Here is a 25,188-nt window from a genome sequence, read left to right as displayed (position 1 = left end):
CCTTGATGGCGGCAAAGAACAGCCGGCAAGGGGTTGGTGACAGTATTTTCAGTCTGTCATTCCACGCTAATTCTGTCGCGCCGCGATGCAGCGGCAGCCTCATATTTCGTATTCAGAAAGTTCCTGTCCGCAGGGCCCGCTGAATCGACTGGATCACGGCCCCGAGACGGGCATCCAGCAGGTCGCGGGGCACGTCCGCATCGTGCTGGATCGCCACCGGATGGGTGAAGCGATAGCTCGCGTCGAAGATGACGGCGATGGCGCGCTCGCGGTCGCGGGCGGCGAAGACGCCGGTGCCGATGCCTTCCTCCACGACGCGCTCGACGAGGGCGCGCAGACGCACACGGTGGCGGCGGGCGATCGGACGGGAGGCGACGGTGGCATCGAGATGCACGGCGAACAGGTTGGGCTCGCGGGTCAGCATCTCGCTCTGAGCGTTGGCGAGCGCGCTGATGAAGCGCTCGATCTTGTCGTCGGCAGGATCGGGCGCGTCGGCGATGCCGGCGAGTTCGGTTTCGAGGTCGCGCAGCCAGCGCCCGGCGACGGCGTCGAGCAGGGCGTCCTTCGACGGGAAGTAGCGGTAGACGTTGGCATGGGTCATGCCTGCTTCTGCAGCGACCGCCACCACGGTCACCCGTTTGGGCCCGAGCCGGGTCAGGTGTTCCGTGGCGATGGCCAGCAACCGCGCATCCGTCGAGACCGGTGTGGGTCTGGCGCGGGCCGCGGGGCCGCTGAGGCGTGAGGGGCGGGAGGAACCGGCGCGCGGATCGGAGTTCGGATCATTCGCCTCCCCCTCGCTATCGGTCAGGGTGACGGGAAGGGAGAGAGATCCGTACGGCAACATGACTTTCCTGGCACTGAGACAACAAGCGTGGGGGCACTCGACGAGGCAAGCCTAGTCGAGAGCGGTGCCGTCCCACGCGCTCGCGTACGAGCCTTCCCGTCCACGCGACACTTTGCAACCCCTAACAGTCATGGTTTTTGTACTGATCCCGTTTGGACAAGGGGCGGGAAGAGACTGAAGGGGTTTCGACTCGGCGCCGACGGCGGTACCGGACGCTTCGCCGTGTCCGCAAAACCGTCTATGACCGCCCGATGACCGCTCCCCTGCCGCCGGCGCCGCCGCTTGGCGAACCGATTGAAGCACGCCTGCGCCGTGGCCTCGGAGCCCGATCGATCGTGCTCGTCGGCCTGATGGGGGCGGGCAAGAGCACCGTCGGCCGCCGCCTCGCCAGCCGGCTCGGCCTGATGTTCAAGGACGCCGACCACGAGATCGAGGCGGCGGCCAAGCTCACCATCGCCGACATCTTCGCCATCTACGGCGAGGCGAGCTTCCGCGAGGGTGAGGAGCGCGTGATCGCGCGCCTGCTGCGCGAGGGGCCGATGGTGCTGGCCACCGGCGGAGGCGCCTTCATGCGCGAGGCGACGCGGGCGCGAATCGCCGAGGGCGGCATCTCGGTCTGGCTCAAGGCCGATCTCGATGTGCTGATGCGCCGCGTGCGCAAGCGCAACACGCGCCCTCTTCTCCAGACGGAGGATCCGGAAGCGACCATGCGTGCGCTGATGGAGGTGCGCCATCCCGTCTATGCCCAAGCCGATGTCACGGTCTTGTCCCGCGAAGTGTCCCATGACCGCGTGGTGGAAGACGTGATGGAAGCCCTCGACCTTCACATCAACCCGTCCCGCGTGTCCCAATCGCAACATTTGACATATTCCATGAAGCAACCGTCAACGCGCGTGAACGTTCCTCTCTCGGGCGGGCGTGAATACGATATCCGCATCGGACGCGGCCTGATCGACGCGGTGGGCGCGGAGGCGCGCGATCTCGGCGCGAGGGCCGCGGGCATCGTCACGGACGAGACGGTCGCCGGGCTCTACGGCGAGCGCGTGCGGTCGAGCCTCGAGGCCGCCGGCCTGCGTTGCGGGATCATCGCCGTGCCGCCGGGCGAGGCCTCGAAAAGCTACGCGGAATTCGCCCGCGTCAGCGATGGTTTGCTGGCTCATAAAATCGAGCGCGGCGACCTCGTGGTGGCGCTCGGTGGGGGCGTGGTCGGGGATCTCGCGGGCTTCGCGGCGGCCTCGCTGCGCCGCGGCGTCCGCTTCCTCCAGGTTCCGACGACCCTGCTCGCGCAGGTTGATTCCTCCGTCGGCGGCAAGACCGGGATCAACTCGCCGTTGGGAAAGAACCTGATCGGCGCCTTCCATCAGCCACGCCTCGTTCTGGCCGATACCGCCACCCTCGACACGCTCTCCGAGCGCGAGATGCGGGCCGGCTATGCCGAGGTCGCCAAGTACGGCCTGATCGGCGACGCCGACTTCTTCGAATGGTGCGAGGCGAACTGGGCCGGCATCTTCTCCGGCGGGTCCGAGCGCGACGAGGCGGTGGCCGCCTGCTGCCGCGCCAAGGCCGGGGTCGTGACCCGCGATGAGCGGGAGGATGGCGAGCGGGCCCTGCTCAATCTCGGCCACACCTTCGGCCACGCCCTGGAGCGTCTGACCGGCTACGACGCCGCCCGCCTCGTCCACGGCGAGGGCGTCGCGATCGGGCTGGCGCTCGCCTTCCGCTTCTCGGCCCGGCTCGGCCTGTGCCCTGGCCAGGATGCCGGGCGCGTGGCCAACCATCTCGCGCTCGCCGGCCTGCCGACCCGCCTGAGCCAAGTGCCGGGCGGGGCCGGCGATCCCGACACGCTCCTCGACGCCATGGCCCAGGACAAGAAGGTCCGCGATGGCCAGCTCACCTTCATCCTCGCCCGCGGCATCGGCCAGAGCTTCATCGCGCCGGGGATCGATGCGGGCGAGGTGCGGGCGTTCCTCGAGGAGGAATTGCGGGGCTGAGGCGCGTGACCCGCGCTTTCCCGGCCTCTGCCCGAAATCCAGCGCAGTCGCGTTCCCGCCCGAATGCGCCTATATGAGAGCCGTTCCAGCTTCCTAAGGTCTTGAGCCATGGCGACGGCGTCGTTCGACTCCGCCCCGGGCGCATCGCGCGCCCTCCCCGCAATCGAGAAGGCCCCCGAGGTCACCGCCCTCTCGACCCTGCCCGGCCGCAAGGCCTCCCTCGTCGGCCTGACCCGCGAGGGATTGAAGCAGGCGCTCATCGGCATCGGCGTGCCCGAGCGCGAGACGCGGATGCGGGTGAGCCAGGTCTGGCACTGGATCTACGTGCGCGGCGCGCGCGAATTCTCCGAAATGACCAATGTCGGCAAGGGGCTGAAGGCGCAGCTTGCGGAGCACTTCACGCTGGAGCGGCCGGAGGTCGTCACCGAGCAGGTCTCGCGCGATGGCACCCGCAAGTGGCTGCTGCGCATGGCGCCCACCGGGGCGCACGACCACAATCGGGGCGCCGAGATCGAGTGCGTCTACATCCCCGGCGACGACCGCGGCACGCTCTGCGTCTCGTCCCAGGTCGGCTGCACGCTGACCTGCTCGTTCTGCCACACCGGCACGCAGCGCCTCGTGCGCAACCTCTCGACGGCCGAGATCGTCTCGCAAGTGGTCGTCGCCCGCGACGCCCTCGGCGACTTCACCGGGCAGATGCCGGGCAAGGATGGCGGCGAGGCCGGGCGGCTCGTCACCAACATCGTGTTCATGGGCATGGGCGAGCCGCTCTACAATCTCGACGCGGTGATCGACGCCATCGCGGTGATGTCGGACCAGGAGGGCCTCGCCCTCTCGCGCCGCCGCATCACGGTCTCGACCTCCGGCGTGGTGCCGCAGATCGAGCGGCTGGGGTTGGAGGCCAACGCCATGCTGGCGATCTCGCTGCACGCCGTGCGCGACGATCTGCGCGACGAGCTAGTGCCGCTCAACCGCAAGTACCCGATCGCGCAGTTGCTCGACGCCTGCCGGAACTATCCGGGCCTCAGCAACGCCCGGCGCATCACCTTCGAGTACGTGATGCTGAAGGGCGTCAACGATTCGGACGCCGACGCCCGCGCCCTGGTGCGCTTGCTCAAGGGCATCCCGGCCAAGATCAACCTGATCCCGTTCAATCCCTGGCCCGGCTCGAAATACGAGTGCTCGGACTGGGAGCGGATCGAGCGCTTCTCCGAGATCGTCTTCACCGCCGGCTACGCCTCGCCGGTGCGCACGCCGCGCGGGCGCGACATCCTGGCGGCCTGCGGCCAGCTCAAGAGCGAGACGGAGAAGCTGCGGGCGCGTGCCCGGATGATGCTCGAAGAGGGCATGGGCGCCGAGGCCGTCTACGCCGACCAAGTCGACTGAAAGTAACCCTCGCCGTCATGGCGAGGTGACACTGACGCTATCCAGGACGCCGACCTTTTCGAAGTGGGCACGCCGCTGGGTCGCTTCGCATCCGCTCGCGATGACGGCGCGCGCGGCATCGACCCGTTCGACGACCCCTCCCCCGCGAGAGGGAGGGGAAGCGCGCGTTACGCCGCGATCGGTGCGGCGACCGGCTCGGCGGCGCGCACGTCGGCATCGACATGGCTCTCGAAGCGGGTGAAGTTCTCTCGGAACATCGTGACGAGGCGGGTGGCGGTCTCGGCGAAGGCCGCCTTGTTGGTCCAGGTCTCGACCGGCGAGAGCACCTGCGTCTCGACACCGGGTACCTCGACCGGCACCGAGAAGCCGAAATACGGATCGCGCCGGAACTCGGTCTGTGCCAGCGAGCCGTCGAGCGCCGCCGAGAGCAGACGGCGGGTGACGCGGATCGGCATGCGCCGCCCGGTTCCGACGCCACCCCCGGTCCAGCCAGTGTTGACGAGCCAGCAATCGACGCCGTGCTCGGCCATCAACTGCCGCAGCAGGTTGCCGTAGACGCTCGGGTGGCGCGGCATGAACGGCGCGCCGAAGCAGGTCGAGAAGGTCGCCTCCGGCGCCGTCAGCCCGCGCTCGGTACCCGCCACCTTGGCGGTGTAGCCCGAGAGGAAGTGGTACATCGCCTCGGCGCCTGTCAGCTTGGCGATCGGTGGCATCACGCCGAAGGCGTCGCAGGTCAGCATCACGATGTTCTTGGGGTGCCCGGCGCGCCCGGTGGCGCTCGCATTGGCGATGAAGTCGAGCGGGTAGGCGCAGCGGGTGTTCTCGGTCAGCGAGGCGTCGTCGAAATCCGGCACGCGGGTGAGCAGGTCGATGACGACGTTCTCCATCACCGTGCCGAAGCGCTCGGTGGTGGCGTAGATCTCCGGCTCGGCGTTGCGCGAGAGCCGGATGGTCTTGGCGTAGCAGCCGCCCTCGAAGTTGAAGATCCCGTCCCGGCTCCAGCCGTGCTCGTCGTCGCCGATGAGCTGGCGCGAGGAATCGTTCGACAGGGTCGTCTTGCCGGTGCCGGACAATCCGAAGAACAGGGCCGAGTCGCCGGTCTGGTCGAGGCTGGCATTGGCCGAGCAGTGCATCGGCATCACACCCGCGCCGGGGAGCACGTAGTTGAGATAGGTGAAGACCGACTTCTTCATCTCGCCGGCATAGGCCGAGCCGCCGATCAGCACGATCTTCTGGCTGAAATCGATGGCGATGACGGTCTTGGAGCGGCAGCCGTGCCGGGCCGGATCGGCCTGGAAGCTCGGCAGGTCGATGATCGTCAGCTCTGGCACGTACTGGCTGAGTTCGTCGCGCTCGGGGCGGATCAGCAGGTTGCGGATGAACAGGGAGTGCCACGCGAGTTCGGTGTAGACCCGCGCCCGCACCCGGTGGGCCGGGTCGGCACCGCCGTAGAGATCCTGGGCGAACAGCTCCTTGCCGCGGGCATGGGCGCGGAAATCGTCGAGCAGCGTGGCGAACTGCTCGGGCGTGATCGAGCCGTTGTTGTCCCACCAGATCTCGTTCTCGGTGCTGGCATCGCGCACCACGTACTTGTCCTTGGGCGAGCGGCCGGTGTGGCTGCCGGTGGTGGCGACCAGCGCGCCGCCGCGGGCGAGCTGCCCCTCGCTGCGCCGCAAGGCTTCTTCATAGAGGCGGGGTGCTTCGAGGTTCCAATGCACGGCGGCGAGATCGGTGAGGCCGATCGCCTCCGGTCCATGGGCCGCGTTGAATTCACCGATGGTCTTCACGGGTTTTCTCTCCCTCACGGCCCCTGATCGCGCCGTCGCGCCGGTCTCTCCGGCTGTTTCGCGTCTTCTGGCGAGGCGTCCGTGCGGTCGGTCAGGGCCGCCGCACGCAGGTTCTCCGCCCCGGTTGCCCAATGGATCGGTCTCGGGCTGGGCCGTCAACTAATCCTTGGTATGGGCTCAAATTAAATTTGCGTGCCGGCTTCTCGGGGGATGGCCGCCCGTCGGAATCGGGAACGGGCAAAATGCCGGCGGAAGGCCTATGTGAGGGAGGGCGCCCGCCGTCCGTCCCCAGCCACAGCCGTATCGCCCCGCATGCCCCAAGCCGTCGCCGGCCCCGAGATCGAGCGTCTGATCCAGCTACTCGGGCGCATGCCGGGGCTGGGACCCCGCTCCGCCCGCCGGGCCGCGCTCCAACTGATCAAGAAGCGCGAGACCTTGCTCAGCCCTCTGGCCGACGCGATGCGCGTCGCGGCCGATCGCATCGTCGTGTGCCGCTCCTGCGGCAACGTCGATACCAGCGAGCCCTGCACGATCTGCCGGGACGAGACACGCGACCCCACCACCCTCGTGGTGGTCGAGGACGTGTCCGATCTCTGGGCCCTGGAGCGCTCCGGCGCGGTCAAGGCGCGCTACCATGTGCTCGGCGGCGTGCTCTCGGCGCTCGACGGGGTGCGGCCCGAGCACCTCACCATCGGCCGCCTCGTGGAGCGGGCGGGCGAGCCCGGAATGAAGGAGATCATCCTGGCCCTGAACGCCACGGTCGATGGCCAGACCACGGCCCACTACGTCACCGAATCGCTCAAGCCTTTCGGATTGACGATCACCCGCCTCGCCCACGGCGTGCCGGTGGGCGGCGAGCTCGACTATCTCGACGAGGGCACGCTCACGGCGGCGATCCGCAGCCGCACGGCGTTCTAAGGACGGTCGTTCCGTGCGGAGCGAGAACGAGGGCCGCGCGGGGACAATCATCACGCTCAAGCCGCACGGCACGGCGAGAGGTCCGGACCGGGGTTCGAGGCTGCCTGCTCGACGCTCCCGTTCGGAGCGATCCCGTAACGGCTTCTTAAATCACACCATGACAAATCTGGTCGCGGACCGGCGCGGTTGTGCCGAAAGACAGTATTTCCCGCACGGACCGTCCCGGCTCGACCATGATGGATCTTCAAGCAGATCAGGGTCCTGGCCGTGGGACGAAGTTCCAGGGTCCGAAAAATCAAGGTCCGAAAAATCAAGTTCCGAGACATCAAGCGCCGGGATCTGAAGTCCCGCGGCTCCACGAGCGGCTGGCCACGCCCTTCGTGGTGCGGATGCTCCTCCTGAGCCTCGCTGCGGTTATGCTCAGCAAGGCGCTGCGCTACGCCGGGCTTCTTCCCGCTCAGGAACTCACGGATTTCGATGCCTTCCACGTCGCTGGCCGGATGGTGTGGCGGGGCGACATCGCGCAGGCCTACCATCTTCCGACTCTGCTCGAGGTGCAGAAGGCTCTCACCGGCGAACAGGCGTTCCTGCCCTGGACCTATCCCCCGCCCTTCAACCTCGTGGTGGCGGCGCTCGCACCTCTGCCGATCAGTCTCGCCTATCTCGTCTTCGCCGGCTCGACGCTCGCGGCCTACCTGCTCGTCCTGCGCCGGATTGCCGGGCCGCACTTCGCGACTGTCGTCGTCGCGCTGGCGCCGGCCCTCTTCATCGCGGTGGCCGGCGGCCAGAACGGCTTTCTCACCGGTACGCTGATCGGGCTGACGGCCCTCGGTCTCCTCGGCGGGCGGGCGCTGGCCGGGCTGCCGCTCGGCCTGATGGTGATCAAGCCGCATCTTGCCGTCGGGCTTGCGGTCTGCGCCCTCGTTCTGCGCCGCTGGCGATGCCTCGGGCTCGCCGCCGCGACGGCGGCGCTCGCGCTCGCCCTCTCCACCCTGATGCTCGGCCCGGCGATCTGGCCGGCCTTCCTCGGCGGCGTGGAGGAGGCCAAGGCGTTTCTCGCCGCGGGCGCCTACCCGCTCTTTCGCATGATCTCGGTCTATGCGTGGCTGCGCAGCCTCGATCTGCCGGCCGGCCTCGCGCTGGCGGCGCAGATGGCGACGGCGGTCGCGGTCCTCGGCCTCATCCCGCTCGCCCTCTGGAACGGCATGCCGCGGCGGCAGGTCGTGGGCCTTGCCGCGATGGCCAGCCTGTTCGTCAGCCCCTACGCCTACGACTACGACCTGCCGCTCTACGGCATCGCCCTCGCTCTGCTGCTGCCCGACCTGCTCCGGCAGGCGCGTCGAGGGCAGGTGCTTGTTCTGTTCGCGCTCGGCTGGATCGTCGGTGGCTACGGCATCGTGGCGACGCCGCTGCACGAGGCCCTGAGCGGATCGGCCCTGGTAACCTCCGTCGGGATCTCGCTCGCGGCCCCGCCCTTCCTCCTCCTGCTCGCGCTGGTCTGGCGCATCCTGCGCCGGACGCAGACCCTGGCCGTGCCGGATTCGGTGGAGGCCACGGCCGCACCGGCCCGCACGGTTGCCGCCTGAGCGCCCGGCGATGCACGCGAACCCTGCCCTCGCCGATGCCGGCCCGGAGGCGCGCAGCCTGCGAGCGATTTCCGGCTGGGGGCGCTATCCCCGCGTGGCCAGCGAAATTCTGACGGCGGATGCGCCCGAGACCCTGCCCGCGCTCCTGCGCGGCCGGCGGGGCGTGATCGCGCGGGGCGCCGGGCGCGCCTACGGCGACGCAGCCGTGGGCCAGCGCACCACGTGCCTGACCGGCGCCCTCGACAGGATCCGCGGCTTCGACCCCGCCACGGGGCGGCTGCGGGCCGAGGCCGGCGTCATGCTGGCCGACATCGTCCGCACCTTCCTGCCGCGGGGCTTCTTCCCGCCGGTCGTGCCCGGCACGCAGTTCGTGACGCTGGGCGGGATGATCGCCTCCGACGTTCACGGCAAGAACCACCACCGCGAGGGCGGCTTCGGCGCCCATGTCGAGGCCTTGACGCTGCTGACGCCCGACGGCGTCCCGCGTGCCTGCTCGCGTGAGCAAGACCCCGATCTCTTCGCCATGACGCTCGGTGGGATGGGGCTGACCGGCACGATCCTCGACGCCACTGTCCGCCTGCGGCCGGTCGAGAGCGGCTGGATCTGCCAGCAGACGCGCGTTGCCGCCGACCTTCCGGCGATGCTGCGGGCGCTGGATGAGGACGATGCGGCGACCTACTCGGTCGCCTGGATCGACTGCCTCGCCCGCGGATCCATCCTCGGGCGCGGCCTCGTCTATCGCGGCGAGCATGCGGACCGCGACACCTGCCACGCCGCCGGACGGGACCTTCTTCCGCTCCCAACCCGTAGCCGGCTTACAGTGCCGCCTGGACTGCCGGGCTGGACCCTGAACCGCGCCTCCGTCACGGCCTTCAACGCGCTCTACTTTCACCGAGGGAGGGTGGCGCCGGCCTCGGGTCTCGTGCCGTGGCAGAGCTATTTCTTCCCCCTCGATGGGCTGGCGGCCTGGAACCGCCTCTACGGCGCCCGCGGCTTCGTGCAGCACCAATGCGTCGTGCCCCGGCGGGGCGCCGAGTCCGTCCTGGCCGGAATCCTCGATCGGGTCGCCCGGCTCGGCACCGCCTCGCCGCTGGCCGTGCTCAAGCGGCTCGGCCCTGGCGGGCACGGGTTGTCCTTCCCGATGGAGGGCTACACGCTGGCCCTCGACCTGCCGGCAAATGCAGCGACCTTCGCTCTGCTCGACGCGCTCGACCGAAGCGTCGTTGCGGCTGGCGGACGGCTCTACCTCGCCAAGGATGCCCGCCAGAGCCGGGATACCTTCGAGGCGGGCTATCCCGCCCTCGCCGCCTTCCGAGACCTCCGGCGCCGGCTCGGCGCCGACGGGGTGCTCGCCTCCCGCCTCTCCGCGCGCCTGGGATTGTGATGGCCGGAACCCTGCTCCTCGTCGGGGCCACCTCCGATATCGGTCACGCCGTGGCCACGCGCTACGCCGAGGGCGGCTGGCGCATCCTGCTGGCCGCGCGCGATCCCGAACGGGCGCGGCGCAACGCCGACGATCTCAGGGCGCGACACGGGGTCGATGTCACGCTGCTGCGCCTCGATATCCTGGAGAGCGAGGGCTTCGCCGCGTGGCTCGACGGGCTGCCGGTCTGGCCTGACACCGTGGTCTGCGCAGTCGGCGAACTCGGCGACCAGGGTAGGGCCGAGGGCGACCTCGCCCATGCCGAGGGGGTGATGCGGACGAATTTCCTGGGGCCGTCGCTGCTGCTCGGTCTCGTCGCCGAGCGCTTCTCCGCGCGCGGTCGCGGCGCCATCGTCGGGATCAGCTCGGTCGCCGGCGACCGGGGGCGCGGCTCGAACTACGTCTACGGTGCCGGCAAGGCCGGCTTCACCGCCTTTCTCTCCGGCCTGCGCAACCGCCTGGCCAAGAGCGGGGTCCGGGTGGTGACGGTGAAACCCGGCTTCGTGCGCACCCGGATGACTCGGAACTTGCGCCTGCCGCCGCTCCTGACCGCCGAGCCGGTCGAGGTCGGGCGGGCGGTCTATGCCGCCGCGGAAGGGCGCGGGAGCGATGTCGTCTACGTGCGCAAGATCTGGCGCCTCGTCATGACGGTGATCAGTGCGATCCCCGAGCCCGTGTTCAAGCGCCTGCGGCTGTGACCGCGCATACCTCTCCCGTCGGCATTTGACCGCCTCCGCGCCGCCGCCTATCTCCGGCTGAGGCAACGCGTTTTCGCGCGCGTTCGCACAACCCTTGCCCCTCCCGGCCCGGAAGCCATGACCGTCCGCCCCCTCGTCATCCTGCCCGACGCGCAGTTGCGCCGCATCTCCGAGCCGGTGAGCGCGATCACCGACGAGATCCGCACGCTCGCCCGCGACATGATCGAGACGATGTACGACGCCCCCGGCGTCGGCCTCGCCGCGATCCAGATCGGGGTGGCGAAGCGCGTCGTCACCATCGACACCTCGAAGGACGAGAACGCCAAGAACCCGACCGTCTACCTCAATCCGGAGATCGTCTGGTCGTCCGAGGAAAGGCGCGTCTATGACGAGGGCTGCCTGTCGATCCCCGAATTCTACGGCGAGGTCGAGCGGCCGGACCGGGTCCGGGTCCGCTACATGACCCTCGACGGCGAAACCGTGGAGCAGGAGGCCGACGGCCTGCTCGCCACCTGCCTCCAGCACGAGATCGACCACCTCAACGGCGTGCTGTTCATCGACCACCTGTCGAAGCTCAAGCGCGACCGGGTGATGAAGAAGTTCACCAAGGCCGCCAAGCGCGACGCCGCCTGAACGGACCCGATGCGCATTGTCTTCATGGGGACGCCGGATTTCGCCGTCCCCACCCTCGACCGTCTCCACGCCGACGGCCACACCATCGCCGCCGTCTACACCCGCGCCCCGGCCAAGGCTGGTCGCGGCATGGCGCTGAAGCCCTCTCCCGTCCATGCCCGCGCCGAGGTCCTGGGCCTGCCGGTGCTGACACCGGCGACGCTGAAGAGCGAGGCGGCGGCGGAGGATTTCGCCGGGCACGGGGCGGACGTGGCCGTCGTCGTCGCCTACGGCATGCTGCTCCCCCAAAGAATCCTCGACCTGCCGCGCCACGGTTGCCTCAACCTGCACGGTTCGCTGCTGCCGCGCTGGCGCGGCGCCGCGCCGATCCAGCGTGCGGTGATGGCGGGCGACGCGATGAGCGGCGTCGGCGTGATGCGGATGGAGGCCGGGCTCGATACCGGCCCCGTGGCGATGGAAGAGCGCATCGCGATCACCGAGGGCATGACGGCCGGTGAGTTGCACGACGCCTTGATGCCGCTCGGCGCCGACCTGATGGGGCGCGCGATCCGGGCGCTGGACCGGGAGGGCCTCACCTTCGTGCCGCAAGCCGAAGAGGGCGTCGTCTACGCCCACAAGATCACCAACGAGGAGGCGCGGATCGACTGGTCGCGGCAGGCCACGGAGGTGGCGCGCCACATCAACGGGCTGTCGCCGTTTCCCGGCGCCTATTTCGAGGCCGATCTCGGCAAGGGCCCGGAGCGGGTGAAGGTGCTTCGGGCGTTGCCCGCGGACGGGTCCGGCGCGCCGGGCACGCTGCTCGACGCCGCCTGCACGGTGGCCTGCGGCACCGGCGCGGTGCGGCTCATCGAACTGCGCCGGGCCGGCAAGGGCGGCGTCGCGAGCGGCGAGGAGTTTTTGCGCGGGGCGCGGCTGGCGGCGGGAGCCTCCTTCGCGTGAGCGCGCCCGTCTGATGCCCCGCTACAAGCTCGTCATCGAGTATGACGGCGGACCGTTCTGCGGCTGGCAGCGTCAGGCCGACGACCCGACCGTGCAGGCGGCGATCGAGACCGCCGTGACGCGGTTCTCCGGCGAGACCGCGCGGCTGACCTGCGCCGGCCGCACCGATGCGGGGGTGCACGCCATCTATCAGGTCGCCCATCTCGATCTCGCCAAGGACTGGCGCACCGATACCGTGCGCGACGCGCTCAACGCGCACTTGCGCCCACAGCCGGTCTCCATCCTCTCCGCCGAATCGGTGACGGACGCCTTCGACGCGCGGCACTCGGCGATCCGGCGGCACTACCGCTACCGCATCCTCAACCGGCGCAGCCCCGCCGCGCTGACCCGCGCTCATGTCTGGCACGTGCCCTGGCCTCTCGACGCCGGGCTGATGCACGCGGCCGCCCAGCGCCTGCTCGGCCGCCACGACTTTTCCGCCTTCCGCGCCGCCGAGTGCCAGGCGAACTCGCCCGTGCGCACGCTCGAACAGCTCGACGTGACACGCGAGCGGATGGGCCTGTTCGAGGAAATCGTGATCGCGACCTCGGCGCGTTCCTTCCTGCACCATCAGGTGCGGGCCATGGCCGGCACGCTGATGCTCGCCGGCTGCGGCCGCCTCTCCGCCGACGATGTGGCCGAGATTTTGGCCACCAAGGCCAAGCATCGCTGCGGGCCGCTGGCGCCGGCCTGCGGGCTAACCTTCGTCGGCGTCGACTACGACGAGAAGTAGCCCTCCAGCACCCGACCGTAGATCGCGGTGAGCCGTTCCAGATCCACCACGGCCACCCGCTCGTCGGTCTCGTGCATGGTGCGCCCGACGAGGCCGAACTCGATCACCGGGCAGGCATCCTTGATGAAGCGGGCGTCCGAAGTGCCCCCCGTCGTAGACAGGGCCGGGCGCCGCCCGGTCTCGGCTTGAATCGCGTCCGCCACCCGATCGACGAAGGTGTCGGGCTGCGTGAGGAAGGCCGGCGAATTCGAGGGCTGAAGGTCGAGGCTGAAGCGCACCGTATTGCCGGCTGCCGCCTCCAGCCGCCGCCGGATCTCGGCCCCGAGGGTGTCGGCCGTCCAGTCGTCGTTGAAGCGCACGTTGAACACGGCTTTGGCCGAGGCCGGGATCACGTTGGTGGCGGGGTTGCCGACATCGATCGTCGTGAATTCGAGGTTCGAGGCGTCGAAATGCGCGGTGCCGCCGTCGAGCGGTTCGGCGATCAGCGCCGAGGCGAGGCGCAGCAGGCCAGGAATCGGGTTCTCGGCCCGGTGCGGATAGGCGACGTGGCCCTGGCGCCCCTGCACGGTGAGACGCCCCGTGAGCGAGCCGCGCCGGCCGATCTTGATCATCTCGCCCAGCGTATCGGGATTGGTCGGCTCGCCGAGCAGGCAGTGGTCGAAGCGCTCGCCCCGCCCTTTCGCCCATTCGAGCAGCTTGACGGTGCCGTTGACCGCCGGCCCCTCCTCGTCGCCGGTGATGAGGAAGGCGATGGAGCCGCCGAAATCCGAGCCCCTTGCGTCGAGGAAGGCGAGTGCCGCAGCGAGCATGCAGGCGATGCCGCCCTTCATGTCCACCGCGCCGCGTCCGTAGAGGAAGCCCTCGGCGACCTCGCCGGAGAAGGGCCCATGGGTCCAGGAGTCCATCTCGCCCGGCGGCACCACGTCGGTATGGCCGGCGAAGACGAGGACGGGACCCTTTGTCCCGATGCGGGCGTAGAGATTCTCGATGTCCGGCGTGCCGGGCTCGGAGAAGACCGGGCGCTCGACGGAGAAGCCCGCGCGCGCGAGGACGTCTGCCAGGAACGACAGCGCGCCCCCCTCCTCCGGGGTGACGGAGGGGCAGCGGATCAGCGCCTGGGCGAGGGCGAGGGGGGAATGGTCGGACAAGGGCGGTCCCGGTGGCTCGCTTCTCCCATCCTGTCCCTCATCCCGGGGTGCCCGCGTCGGCGGGCCTCGAAGGACCGTCCAGTTCCCGTGCGATCCCTGGAGGATCCTTCGAGGCCTCCGCTCCGCTCCGGCACCTCAGGATGAGGAATTCGGGTGGGAAACAGTGACTCTTCATTGGTGGGCCAGCCGTAGCACGCAGCCGCCCTGCGCGCAGCAAGCCCTGACCCGCTTCCGCCGCCGGCCCGAGGCGCTTACATGGCGGGCATGGCCCTCTCGTCTGACGAAATCGAACGCTACGCCCGCCACCTCGTCCTGCGCGAGGTCGGCGGCCCGGGTCAGGCCCGGCTGAAGGCCGGCCGCGTGCTCGTCATCGGCGCGGGCGGGCTCGGCGCGCCGCTGATCCAGTACCTCGCCGCCGCCGGCATCGGCACGATCGGCATCGTCGATGACGACACCGTCTCGCTGTCGAACCTGCAGCGGCAAATCATCCACGGCACGCCCGATATCGGCCGCCCGAAGGTCGAGAGCGCGGCCGAGGCCGTCGCCCGTCTCAACCCGCATGTGCGCGTCGAGACCCACGCCTGCCGCCTGACGCCGGAGAACGCCCCGGCCCTACTCGAAGGCTACGATCTCGTCGCCGACGGCTCCGACAATTTCTCGACTCGCTATGCCGTCTCGGATGCCTGCTTTGCCGGCAAAAAACCGTTGGTGACGGCGGCGCTCGGCGCCTTCGACGGCTCGCTCACCACGATCCGCGCGCACGAGACCGGATCGGGGGGCGAGCCGAACCCGACCTATCGCTGCCTGTTCCCGAGCCCGCCGCCGCCGGGCAGCGTCGCGCCCTGCGCCGAGGCCGGCGTGCTCGGTGCGCTTGCCGGCGTGATGGGCTCGCTGATGGCGATGGAGGTGATCCGGGGGCTCGCCGGCTTCGGCGAGCCCCTGGTCGGGCGCCTGCTGATGGTCGATGCCCGCTCAATGCGCTTCGAGACGCTTCACTATGCCTGGGACCCGGACAACCCGTTGAACGGGGCCGGGGTCAGGACAGGCCCGGAAGCCGCACCGGCGGAGCAGACGCCTCAGCCGCGTTGAGGCAGCACTTCTTGAACTTCTTGCCCGAACCGCAGGGGCAGGGATCGTTGCGCCCGACATCCTTGAACGGGTTCGTGACCGGCTGGCCGTAGGATTCCTCCGTCCAGGCCAGCGCCTCGACCGGATCGTCGAGCGTGCCGTAGCGGTCCCCGAATTCGCTCAGGTCCGGCGGTTCGGCACTGGCTTGGCGCAGCGCCTTGCGGAACCACGCGGCATCGCTGAATTCGTCGGTGAGGCGGCCGTCACGCCGGGCCGCCTGCGATCGCGGCGCGAGATCGGTCAGGCCGAGATAGGCGATCGCCTCCTCCCAGCCGACCCAGGCCATGTCGCCCTCGACCGCAGCCTGCGCGGCGTCGAAGCGGAGCAGCAGGGCGCGGGCATCCTCTAGCGGCAGGCGGCCCTGCCGGGTCAGGTAGGCCAGGGCGGTGAAGGCCTCGTTGCGGATGAAGCCGTCGGCGGCGCTATCGAGAATCAGCGCGTGGAGCGGGCCGGCATCGCCATCGAAGACGCTGGCGATGATGCGGGCCGTAGTGATCGTGGTGGCGTCGCCGAGCAGCGCTTCGACGGCTTCACCGTCCTGATGCAGCAGGCGCATCAGAGGCGCATAGACCCGCGGGTCCCTCGCCGCGGCCAGGGCGTGCAGGCCCCAGAACAGGAGGTTGGCCTCGTGCTCGCTCGGCGCGTCGGGATCCTCCGCCGCGGTCGCGAGCAGCCCGAGCACGGCCTCGGCGATCGCCTCCGGTTCGGTCACGGCCTGCCGGAGGGCGTCCTTCGGCATGTGCTCGGCGACGGAAAGCCGCTCGATCAGGTCCGCGTCCATGGCCCTGCCTCCTTCGATCACGAACGGAGCGTCGCTCCGGTCTTCTTCGACACCTCGGCGACGATCTTGGCGCTTACTGCCTCGATCTCCGCGTCGGTCAGCGTGCGCTCGGAGGGCTGCAGCCGCACCGCGACCGCGACCGACTTCGATCCTTCCGGGATGCCGGCGCCTTCGTAGAGATCGAACACCTCGATCCCGGTGATCAGCTTGCGCTCGGCCCCCTGGGCCGCCTTCAGGATGTCGGCCGCTTGCACGTCGCGCGGGACGACGAAGGCGAAGTCGCGGGAGATCGCCTGGAGGTCGGAGAGCGCCAGCGCCGGCTTCGCCTTGGTCGGCCGGTGGCGCGGCAGCGGCAGGGCATCAAGGGTGATCTCGAAGGCGACCAGCGTGCCCTTCAGGTCCATCGCCTTCAGGAGCCGTGGGTGCAACTCGCCGAAGTGGCCGACCACGTTTTTTGGCCCGAATTGGAGCGTGCCCGAACGGCCGGGATGCAGCCAGTCGGGGCCGCCGGCCACGATCTGGAGACCGCCGGTCGGCACGCCGAGGGCCGCGAGCAGCGCGAGCGCGTCGGCCTTGGCCTCGAACGCGTCGACGGTGTCCGCCGCGCCGCTCCAGTGCCGCCCGGCGCCAGCGTGCCGCGCCGTGCCGCGACGCAGGCCGGTGGCGCGCAGGGACTGACCCTCCGGCTCGTCGCTGGCGAAGCACTGGCCGACCTCGAACAGGGCGGTGTCGGGGAAGCCGCGGTCGGCATTGCGCTGCGCCGCTCGCAACAGGCCGGGCACGAGGCTCGGGCGCATGTCGGAAAGGTCGGCGGCGATCGGATTGGCGAGCGCCAGATCGGCCTTGCCTCCGCCGAACAGGCGCGCGTCCTCGTGCGGAATGAAGGAATAGGTCACCGCCTCCAGCATGCCGCGGCTCGCCAGCGCCCGCTTGGCGAGGCGCCCGCGCCGCTGCAGCACGGTGAGCATCGGCTCGACCGCCACGGTCTCGATCCGCGGCAGCGGCTTCGGCTCGATCCGGTCGAGGCCGGCAATGCGCACGATCTCCTCGACGAGGTCGGCCTTGCCCTCCACGTCCGGCCGCCAGGACGGCGGCAGCACCTTCACCCGGTCTCCCGAGCCGGAGATGTGGAAGCCGAGGGATTCCAGCGTCACCTTCATCTCGGCCCGCGACAGCTCGATGCCGGCGAGCCGCCGCACCTCGGTCCAGGGGAAGTCGATGACGCGGTCGAGATCCGGGATCTCGCCGGAGATGGTGGCCTCGCTCGGGCTGCCGCCGCAGAGATCGATCACGAGGCGGGTGGCGAGGTCGAGGCCCGGCAGGGCGAAGGCCGGATCGACGCCGCGCTCGAAGCGGTATCGCGCGTCGGTGATGATGCCCAGCCGCCGCCCGGTGCGGGCAATGTTGCGCGGATCCCAGAGCGCCGACTCGATCAGCACGTCGGTGGTGGTCTCGTCGCAGCCCGAGGCCTGCCCGCCCATGATGCCGCCGATCGACTCGACGCCGTTGCCGTCGGCGATGACCACGGTATCGGAATCGAGCCGGTAGGTCTTGCCGTCGAGCGCGACGAGGCTCTCGCCGTCTTCCGCGAGGCGCACGGTGAGGCCGCCCGCGACCTTCCCGGCGTCGAAGACGTGCAGCGGCCGGCCGCGGTCGAAGGTCATGTAGTTGGTGATGTCGACGAGCGCGTTGATCGGGCGCAGGCCGATCGCTCGCAGGCGCTTCTGCATCCACTCGGGAGAGGGGCCGTTCTTCACGCCGCGCACGAGGCGCAGCGCGAAGAGCGGGCAGAGCCCCTTGTCGTGCGCGTCGAAGCGCAGCGTCACGGGGGTCGGGCAGGCGCCCTCGCCGCGGACCGGCGGCATCGGCTCGCGCTTGAGGGTGCCGATGCCGGTGGCGGCGAGATCGCGGGCGATGCCGTGGATCGAGGCGCAGTCCGAGCGGTTCGGCGTCAGATTGATCTCGATCACCGGATCGTCGAGCCCGGCCCAGAGGGCGTAAGGCGTGCCGACCGGTGCATCCTGAGGAAGGTCGAGGATGCCGTCGTGATCCTCGCTCAAGCCCAGTTCCGCGCCAGAGCAGAGCATGCCGCGGCTCTCGACGCCGCGGATCGTGCCGACCGAGAGGGTGATGTTCTTGCCCGGCACGTAGGTGCCCGGAGGCGCGAAGACCGAGAGCATGCCGCTGCGCGCGTTCGGCGCGCCGCACACGACCTGGAGCGGCTGGCCGTCGCCGGCATCGACCTGACACACCCGCAGGCGGTCGGCGTTGGGGTGCTGCTCGGCCGAGATGACCCGCGCGATCACGTAGGGGCGAAGCGCGGCGGCCTTGTCCTCGATGCCTTCGACCTCGAGGCCGATCCGCGTCAGAGTCTCCGCGATCGCGTCGAGGGAGGCCTCGGTGTCGAGGTGGTCCTTGAGCCAGGAGAGGGTGAATTTCATCTCAGAACATCCTCGCGGCCGCCGGAGCGGGCCGGGCCGGGATCAAAGTCGGGGCGGCGGGGCTCAGGCGGTCAGGCCGCCCACGAGGCTCGGCACGTCGATCGGCCGGAAGCCGTAATGCTCCAGCCAGCGCACGTCCGCCTCGAAGAAGGGGCGCAGATCCGGCATGCCGTATTTGAGCATGGCGAGCCGGTCGATGCCCATGCCGAAGGCGAAGCCCTGGACCTGATCCGGGTCGAGCCCGCCGCTGCGCAGCACGTTCGGGTGGACCATGCCGCAGCCCAGGATCTCGAGCCAGTCGGTGCCCTCCCCGAAGCGCAACTCGCCGCCTTTGCGCGAGCACTGGATATCGACTTCGGCCGACGGCTCGGTGAAGGGGAAGAACGAGGGACGGAAGCGCATCGTCACCGCCTCGACCTCGAAGAAGGCGCGGCAGAACGATTCCAGTACCCATTTCAGGTTGGCGATGTTGGCCGAACGGTCGATGACGAGCCCCTCGACCTGATGGAACATCGGGGTGTGGGTCTGGTCGGAATCGTGCCGGTAGGTGCGGCCGGGCATGATCACCCGGATCGGAGGCTGCTTGGCCCGCATGGTGCGCACCTGAACCGGCGAGGTGTGGGTGCGCAGGAGCTTGCGCCGTCCGAGATGGTCGGGCGCCAAGAAGAACGTGTCGTGCATCTCCCGCGCCGGGTGTCCCTCGGGGAAGTTCAGCGCGGTGAAGTTCAGCTCGTCCGTCTCGATGTCCGGCCCTTCCGCTACCGAGAAACCGAGATCGGCGAAGATCGCGGTGATCTCCTCGATCACCTGGCTGATCGGGTGGATTCGGCCGCGGATCTCCGGTGCCTCGCGAAGCGGCAGCGTCACGTCGATGCGCTCGGCGGCGAGCCGCGCGTCGAGGGCGGCGTTCGCCAGCGCCTCGCGCTTTTGCGAGAGCGCGCCCTGCACCCGGTCGCGCAGGCCGTTGATGAGGGGGCCGCGCTCCTTGCGTTCGTCGGGCGTCATCGTGCCTAGCGTCTTGAGCAGTTCGGAGACGCTGCCCTTCTTGCCGAGGGCTGCCACCCGCAGGGCCTCGAGGCCGGCCTCGTCCCCTGCCTGCTCGATCTGCCCGAGAAGATCGCGTTCGAGAGCGTCGAGATCCATCACCACTGTCCTTGGCCAGTCGTCCGGGACTGCCTTCGCGCGTCGTTCGCATTCCTGCAAGCGCGCGATCGAGGCGGGCCGGGGCCGCCGGGCGAACATGCCCCGGCCCAAATGAAGAAGGCGCGGCGCTTGCCGCGCCGCGCCTTGTCAAAGCTTCGATCGTTCCGCCGTTCGGCGGAGCGCGATCAGGCGGCCTTCGGCAGGGCCGACTTCGCCTTCTCGACCACCGCCGCAAAAGCGGCCGGCTCGTGGATGGCGAGCTCGGAGAGGGCCTTGCGATCCACCTGGATGCCGGACTTGGCCAAGGCATCGATGAAGCGGGAATAGGTCAGGCCGTGCTCGCGCACCGCCGCGTTGAGCCGCTGGATCCAGAGGGCGCGGAAGGTGCGCTTCTTGTTCTTGCGGTCGCGGTAGGCGTACTGCAGACCCTTCTCCACCGCCTGCTTGGCGATGCGGATCGTATTCTTGCGCCGGCCATAATAGCCCTTGGCGGCCTTCAGAACCTTCTTGTGCTTCGCGTGACTGGTCACGCCACGCTTGACGCGGGCCATGGGAAATCTCCTGGAACGTTAAGACAAAACAGATCGCGAGGGGTGGAAGAACTTACCGCTGGTTCGGCAGGAAGTACTTCTTCACGTTGGCGGCATCGCCCTCGAACAGGGTCGTGGTGCCGCGCAGGTTGCGGATCTGCTTGTTGGTCCGCTTGATCATCCCGTGGCGCTTGCCGGCCTGGGCGTAGACCACCTTACCGGTGCCGGTAACCTTGAAGCGCTTCTTGGCGCCCGACTTCGTCTTCAGCTTGGGCATTTGGCTCTCCTGAAACGCGACAGCGATCCGACCGGCGGCCGGCACTTCGCGCTTGAATGCTGCTGGAGCAACGGGAACCGCCACGGCAGCCCTGATCGGCCGGGCGGTTCAACGCGGGCGGCTTATGGCAGAAACCGTTTCTCGTTTCAATCGACTGCGGACGCAACAATCGCCCTCAAGCGTTCGGCGGCGCTGTCAGGCGCTCTTGAGAGCGCGCAGCGTGGAATAGTCGTGCTCCGCGACGGCTTTCGACAGATCGTGGGCGGTCTGGAGATTCATCCAGAATTCTGGTGTGGTCCCGAAGAACCGGCCGAGGCGGCACGCCGTGTCCGCGGTCATCCCGCGGCGACCGCGCAGAAGCTCGCTGATGCGGTTTGCAGGCACCTCGATCGCTTTGGCCAGAGCATTGGCGCTCATGTCCAAGGGCCGAAGGTACTCTTCGAGCAGGATCTCGCCCGGATGGGTTCTGATGCGAGCCATGCCGCATCCTCCTTCAGTGATAATCGACGATCTCGACGTCCTCTGGCCCCGAACTGTCCCATCGGAAGCAGATGCGCCACTGATCGTTGATCCGGATGCTCCACTGGCCCTCGCGATCACCCGATAGCTTCTCCAGACGGTTGCCGGGCGGGCTGCGCAGGTCGCTGACGAAGGAGGCAGCGCTCAGCATATCGAGCTTACGCTCGGCCGCCGCCTGAAAGGACCGCCAGCGGCGATGGCACACGCCGTGCAAGTCCAGCGCTTCGGTGTGTCTGTCGCGGTAGCTGAGGATCATGGATCTGCTATTGTACGGACAGCGTACAACTCTGTTCGAGGCCCTGCAAGCGGGTGGCTGCCGTGCGCGATCCTATTCCGCGCTGCGGCGAGCATCTGTGGAAAGAGAGCATTCGGTGGGCTTGCAAAGATTGCCGCTCGCCCCAGTCGCCGGGCGGAACCATAAACCTTGGCTGTCTGTTTCGTTCATGTCCTGCTCAGGCCGCGTCCCCCATTAGTCTGCCCAACATCCCTATTTCCTGTCACAGGAGACGTCTTCGTGCGCATTGCCCAGGTTGCCCCGCTCGCGGAAGCCGTGCCGCCGAAGTTCTATGGCGGCACCGAGCGTGTCGTTTCGTGGATCACGGAAGAACTCGTCCGCCAGGGTCACGACGTGACCCTGTTCGCGAGCGGTGATTCCCAGACTTCGGCGAAGCTCGCCGCCTGCCATCCGGAAGGCCTGCGCCTTCTCGGCTACCGCGATCACACCGCGGGCCATCTCGCCATGCTGCACCACGTGCATCGCCGGGCGCACGAGTTCGACGTGATCCACTTCCACATCGATCTGCTGCAGTATCCGATGTTCGAGGATCTGTATCACAAGTGCCTGACGACCATGCACGGTCGCCTGGACGTGCCGGACTTCATGCCGGTCTACAATACGTTCACGGGCATGCCGCTGGTGTCGATCTCAGATAACCAGCGCGAGCCGATGCCGGAGAGCTCCAACTGGCTGGCCACGATCCATCACGGCCTGCCGAAGGAGAACTGCCCCTACTATCCGGACGCCAAGGGCGGCTACCTCGCCTTCCTCGGCCGCATCTCGCCCGAGAAGCGCCCCGACCGCGCGATCGAGATGGCCATCCGCTCCGGCATCCCGCTGAAGATCGCCGCCAAGGTCGACAAGGCCGACCAGGAATACTGGGACGAGACGATCGAGCCGATGATCCACCACCCGCTGGTGGAGTATATCGGTGAGATCAACGAGGAGCAGAAGAAGGACTTCCTCGGCAACGCCCTGGCGCTCGCCTTCCCGATCGACTGGCCGGAGCCCTTCGGCCTCGTGATGATCGAGGCGATGTCGGCGGGTACGCCGGTGATCGCCTTCGGCAACGGCTCGGTGCCGGAAGTCATCAAGGACGGTGTCTCGGGCTTCATCGTCAACACGATGGACGAGGCGGTCGAGGCCTGCCGCAAGGTCAAGGATCTGCCGCGCGCCGGCGTCCGTGCCTATTTCGAGGGCCGCTTCACGGCCGAAGTGATGGTGCGCAAGTACGTCTCGGCCTACGAGCAGCTCCTGGCCGGCCAGGGAAACGTGATCAAGATGCCCGCCGCCGGCGCTTTCTCGCCCCAGTACGGTGAACTGAACGGCACCGCCCACGGCCCGATCCACGTCGCCGCGATGCCGGCCTGAACGGCGCGACAAACTCTCTTCCGGCCCCTCGCCGGGGCCGGGAGAGCGCCTAACTGAACGGGTCCGACGGGGCCGCCGGTCGCTGCGAGGCACCCGGCGGCCTTCGTTTTGCGAGGGCGACCTCGCTCGCATCGGATCAACGGCAAAAAGGCGCTTCGCATGGCGGCACAGGACGACGCAGCCCATCTTCACGCCGAAGGCTCCGAGGAGCGGACGGCCTCGAAATTCGGCCTGCTCGACGCCGACGAGAACCTGCCGCAGTACCATATCGAGGCGCAGGCCTCCCTGGTGGACCGCCCCTTACGCGCCCTCAAATACGGCGAGGCCTTCGCCGTTCTCGACAGCTACGGCGACATCGGCTGGACGCCGGGGCCGGAGGGCCTCTACTTTCAGGACACGCGCTACCTCTCGCGTCTCGCGCTGACGATCGAGGACGAGCGGCCGATGATGCTGTCCTCGGCGATCCAGGACGACAACGGGGCGCTCAGCGTCGATCTCACCACCCCCGACATCCGGCTCGACGCGGGCGACGAGACCTCGATCCCCCGCGAGCTCATCGCCATCGAGCGCACCAAGTTCCTGTTCAAGGGCGCCTGCTACGACCGGATCGGCCTGCGCAACTACGACACCCGCCGCCGTCACTTGCGCATCGGCATCACCTTCGACGCCGATTACCGCGACCTGTTCGAGGTGCGCGGCTCCGACCGGACGAATCGCGGCAAGCGCACGGTCGAGCGCCGCAGCGAGACCGAGGTGCAGTTCCGTTACGCCGGTCTCGACGAGATCGTGCGGACCACCTCGGTGCATTTCGGGCCGAAGCCGCGGACGCTGGAGCCGGGCAAGGCCGAGTTCGTGGTCGAGCTGGAGCCCGGCGCCAACACCTCGCTGTTCATCCGCGTGGTCTGCCAGTCGCACCGCGCCTATACCAGCGCGCCGGGTCCCGAGAAGGCGGGCGAATCCGCGGCGCTCGCCCTGTCGCGCGCCGCCGGCAGCCTCGCCGAGCAGCCGGACCGGCATTTGAGCGAAGGGCGCATCTTCGCGCGCGCCTACCGGGACAACCGCCGCGACCAGCGCCAGATCACCGCCGGCATCACCACGATCATCTCCTCGAACGACCAGTTCAACGAGGGGCTCTGCCGCGCGACGGCCGACCTCTACATGCTGGCGACCCGCACGCAGGAGGGCATCTACCCGTTTGCCGGCATCCCCTGGTACTCCACCGTGTTCGGGCGCGACGGCATCATCACCGCGATGATGGCGCTCTGGATCGACCCGAATTTCGGCAAGGGCGTGCTGCGCTTCCTCGCCGCGACCCAAGCCAAGGACGTCGATCCGGCGGCGGATGCACAGCCTGGCAAGGTGCTCCACGAGACCCGCCGCGGCGAGATGGCGATGCTCGGCGAGGTGCCCTTCCGCCACTATTACGGCACCATCGACGGTACACCGCTCTTCGTGATGTTGGCGGCGCAGTATCACGAGGTGACGGGCGACCTCGACACGATCCGGGCGATCTGGCCGCAGCTCAAACTGGCGCTGGACTGGATCGACCAGTACGGCGACCGCGATGGCGACGGCTTCGTCGAATATGCCCGCGAGACCGAGCAGGGGCTGGCCAACCAAGGCTGGAAGGACAGCCACGACTCGATCTTCCACGCCGACGGCGCCATGGCCAAGGGGCCGATCGCCCTGTGCGAGGTTCAGGGCTACGTCTACGCCGCCAAGCGCGGTGCGGCGCGTCTCGCGAGTCTCTTGGGCGAGGACGACCTGTCCGTCCGCCTGACCGGACAGGCCAACACGCTGCGCGAAAACTTCGATAAGGCGTTCTGGTGCGAGGAGATCGGCACCTACGCGCTCGCCCTCGACGGGGCCAAGCGGCAATGCGCCGTGCGCTCCTCGAACACCGGCCACGCCCTGTTCACGGACATCGCCCTGCCGGAGCGGGCCCCGCAGGTCGCGGCGCAGCTCCTGTCCAACGATGGCTTCAATGGCTGGGGCATCCGCACCATCGCCAAGGGCGAGGCGCGCTACAATCCGATGTCCTACCACAACGGCTCGATCTGGCCGCACGACAACGCGATCTGCGTCCTCGGGCTCGCCCGCTACGGCCTCAAGGAGGAGGCGGCGCGGGTGTTCGAGGGGATGTTCGACACCAGCCTGTACTACGACCAGAAGCGGCTGCCGGAGCTGTTCTGCGGCTTCATGCGGCGGCGCCAGCGCGGACCGGTGAGCTATCCCGTGGCCTGCTCGCCCCAGGCCTGGGCGGCGGCGGCCCCCTTCGCCTTCCTGGCGGCCTGCCTCGGGCTCGAAATCGACCACGCCCGCAACCGCATCCGCTTCCGCAACCCGATCCTGCCGCGCTTTCTCGAGGCGGTGGAGCTGTTCAACCTCAAGCTCGGCGACTCGCGGGCCGATATCCGCCTGCACCGCCACGGCGGCGACGTCACGGTGGCGGTGACGCGACGCAGCGGCGACGTGCAGATCTCGATGCTGAAATAGGGTTTCCGCGTGATGCCGGCGGTCTCGTTTCCGAGGCTGTCGGCAGCGCTTCAAGTAAAAACGAAAAATGCGCCGCCCCCACAAGGGAGCAGCGCATTTG

Annotated in this window: 22 protein-coding genes; 12 read left to right on the top strand and 10 right to left on the bottom strand. The window is 68.9% G+C overall.

Annotated elements, in window-relative coordinates:
- Positions 1-112: 112 nt before the first annotated feature.
- Positions 113-844, bottom strand: coding sequence for a TetR family transcriptional regulator (locus MFF24_RS06345; protein ID WP_108939672.1), 732 nt, complete (start codon positions 842-844; stop codon positions 113-115).
- A gap of 251 nt (positions 845-1,095) precedes the next feature.
- On the opposite strand from MFF24_RS06345, the gene aroB reads away from it, so the two are divergent.
- Both aroB and rlmN read left to right on the top strand, forming a co-directional pair.
- Complete coding sequence (gene aroB / locus MFF24_RS06340) at positions 1,096-2,835, top strand: 3-dehydroquinate synthase (RefSeq protein WP_166058997.1); 1,740 nt, start codon at positions 1,096-1,098, stop codon at positions 2,833-2,835.
- Between the two features lie 108 nt (positions 2,836-2,943).
- Entirely contained in the window at positions 2,944-4,221 is a 1,278-nt protein-coding gene (gene rlmN, locus MFF24_RS06335; protein ID WP_133088052.1) for a dual-specificity RNA methyltransferase RlmN, read from the top strand.
- A 167-nt stretch (positions 4,222-4,388) separates the two neighbouring features.
- Here the strand turns inward: rlmN and MFF24_RS06330 are convergent, their stop codons facing one another.
- Positions 4,389-6,008, bottom strand: a complete 1,620-nt coding sequence (locus tag MFF24_RS06330) for a phosphoenolpyruvate carboxykinase (RefSeq protein WP_238223265.1) — start codon at positions 6,006-6,008, stop codon at positions 4,389-4,391.
- A gap of 312 nt (positions 6,009-6,320) precedes the next feature.
- Between MFF24_RS06330 and recR the strand changes: the two genes are divergently transcribed.
- The 7 genes from recR to truA all read left to right on the top strand — a co-directional run bounded on the left by recR (position 6,321) and on the right by truA (position 12,977).
- Entirely contained in the window at positions 6,321-6,926 is a 606-nt protein-coding gene (gene recR, locus MFF24_RS06325) for a recombination mediator RecR (RefSeq protein WP_108942869.1), read from the top strand.
- A 389-nt stretch (positions 6,927-7,315) separates the two neighbouring features.
- Positions 7,316-8,512, top strand: a complete 1,197-nt coding sequence (locus MFF24_RS06320; RefSeq protein ID WP_238223263.1) for a glycosyltransferase family 87 protein — start codon at positions 7,316-7,318, stop codon at positions 8,510-8,512.
- A 10-nt stretch (positions 8,513-8,522) separates the two neighbouring features.
- Positions 8,523-9,896: an FAD-binding oxidoreductase gene (locus tag MFF24_RS06315; protein ID WP_238223261.1), complete on the top strand. Its 1,374-nt coding sequence runs from the start codon at positions 8,523-8,525 to the stop codon at positions 9,894-9,896.
- On the top strand, positions 9,896-10,633 hold the full coding sequence (locus MFF24_RS06310) for an SDR family oxidoreductase (RefSeq protein ID WP_238223259.1): 738 nt from the start codon (positions 9,896-9,898) through the stop codon (positions 10,631-10,633). Before MFF24_RS06315 ends, MFF24_RS06310 begins: the two co-directional genes overlap by 1 nt.
- A gap of 117 nt (positions 10,634-10,750) precedes the next feature.
- Positions 10,751-11,266: a peptide deformylase gene (locus MFF24_RS06305; RefSeq protein WP_166059002.1), complete on the top strand. Its 516-nt coding sequence runs from the start codon at positions 10,751-10,753 to the stop codon at positions 11,264-11,266.
- Positions 11,267-11,275: 9 nt separating this feature from the next.
- Positions 11,276-12,205 carry a methionyl-tRNA formyltransferase gene (gene fmt / locus MFF24_RS06300; protein WP_238223258.1) on the top strand — a complete coding sequence of 310 codons (930 nt, stop codon included), beginning with the start codon at positions 11,276-11,278 and terminating at the stop codon, positions 12,203-12,205.
- Between the two features lie 13 nt (positions 12,206-12,218).
- Positions 12,219-12,977: a tRNA pseudouridine(38-40) synthase TruA gene (gene truA, locus MFF24_RS06295; RefSeq protein ID WP_238223256.1), complete on the top strand. Its 759-nt coding sequence runs from the start codon at positions 12,219-12,221 to the stop codon at positions 12,975-12,977.
- On the opposite strand, the gene dapE is transcribed toward truA, so the two are convergent.
- Positions 12,962-14,125 (bottom strand): succinyl-diaminopimelate desuccinylase, encoded by a 1,164-nt coding sequence (gene dapE / locus MFF24_RS06290; protein ID WP_238223255.1) that lies wholly within the window; start codon positions 14,123-14,125, stop codon positions 12,962-12,964. The genes truA and dapE overlap by 16 nt on opposite strands.
- A 264-nt stretch (positions 14,126-14,389) precedes the next feature.
- On the opposite strand from dapE, the gene MFF24_RS06285 reads away from it, so the two are divergent.
- Positions 14,390-15,214 (top strand): HesA/MoeB/ThiF family protein, encoded by an 825-nt coding sequence (locus MFF24_RS06285; protein ID WP_238223329.1) that lies wholly within the window; start codon positions 14,390-14,392, stop codon positions 15,212-15,214.
- Here the strand turns inward: MFF24_RS06285 and MFF24_RS06280 are convergent.
- The 7 genes from MFF24_RS06280 to MFF24_RS06250 form a co-directional block, all read right to left on the bottom strand.
- Complete coding sequence (locus MFF24_RS06280) at positions 15,162-16,034, bottom strand: DUF1186 domain-containing protein (RefSeq protein ID WP_238223253.1); 873 nt, start codon at positions 16,032-16,034, stop codon at positions 15,162-15,164. The genes MFF24_RS06285 and MFF24_RS06280 overlap by 53 nt on opposite strands.
- Positions 16,035-16,051: 17 nt before the next feature.
- Positions 16,052-18,475, bottom strand: a complete 2,424-nt coding sequence (gene pheT / locus MFF24_RS06275) for a phenylalanine--tRNA ligase subunit beta (protein ID WP_238223250.1) — start codon at positions 18,473-18,475, stop codon at positions 16,052-16,054.
- 63 nt (positions 18,476-18,538) lie between these two features.
- A complete protein-coding gene (pheS, locus tag MFF24_RS06270; protein ID WP_197711621.1) occupies positions 18,539-19,618 on the bottom strand; it encodes a phenylalanine--tRNA ligase subunit alpha in 1,080 nt (359 codons plus the stop codon).
- A 185-nt stretch (positions 19,619-19,803) separates the two neighbouring features.
- The gene (gene rplT, locus MFF24_RS06265) at positions 19,804-20,169 is read right to left on the bottom strand and encodes a 50S ribosomal protein L20 (RefSeq protein WP_108939684.1); all 366 of its coding nucleotides are present in this window, start codon (positions 20,167-20,169) and stop codon (positions 19,804-19,806) included.
- 52 nt (positions 20,170-20,221) lie between these two features.
- Positions 20,222-20,425: a 50S ribosomal protein L35 gene (rpmI, locus tag MFF24_RS06260; protein ID WP_009863555.1), complete on the bottom strand. Its 204-nt coding sequence runs from the start codon at positions 20,423-20,425 to the stop codon at positions 20,222-20,224.
- A 195-nt stretch (positions 20,426-20,620) separates the two neighbouring features.
- Complete coding sequence (locus MFF24_RS06255; RefSeq protein WP_238223249.1) at positions 20,621-20,905, bottom strand: HigA family addiction module antitoxin; 285 nt, start codon at positions 20,903-20,905, stop codon at positions 20,621-20,623.
- Between the two features lie 13 nt (positions 20,906-20,918).
- Entirely contained in the window at positions 20,919-21,200 is a 282-nt protein-coding gene (locus tag MFF24_RS06250; RefSeq protein ID WP_238223248.1) for a type II toxin-antitoxin system RelE/ParE family toxin, read from the bottom strand.
- A 258-nt stretch (positions 21,201-21,458) separates the two neighbouring features.
- Between MFF24_RS06250 and MFF24_RS06245 the strand changes: the two genes are divergently transcribed.
- Complete coding sequence (locus MFF24_RS06245) at positions 21,459-22,592, top strand: glycosyltransferase family 4 protein (RefSeq protein ID WP_238223247.1); 1,134 nt, start codon at positions 21,459-21,461, stop codon at positions 22,590-22,592.
- A 159-nt stretch (positions 22,593-22,751) separates the two neighbouring features.
- Positions 22,752-25,088, top strand: a complete 2,337-nt coding sequence (locus MFF24_RS06240; protein WP_238223246.1) for an amylo-alpha-1,6-glucosidase — start codon at positions 22,752-22,754, stop codon at positions 25,086-25,088.
- The last annotated feature ends 100 nt before the right edge of the window (positions 25,089-25,188 follow it).

This window comes from Methylorubrum aminovorans (assembly GCF_022179725.1).
GTDB classification, from domain to species: Bacteria; Pseudomonadota; Alphaproteobacteria; order Rhizobiales; family Beijerinckiaceae; genus Methylobacterium; species Methylobacterium aminovorans.
The sequence above is the reverse complement of the archived record's forward strand: the minus strand, read 5'-3'. Positions and strand labels throughout refer to the sequence as shown.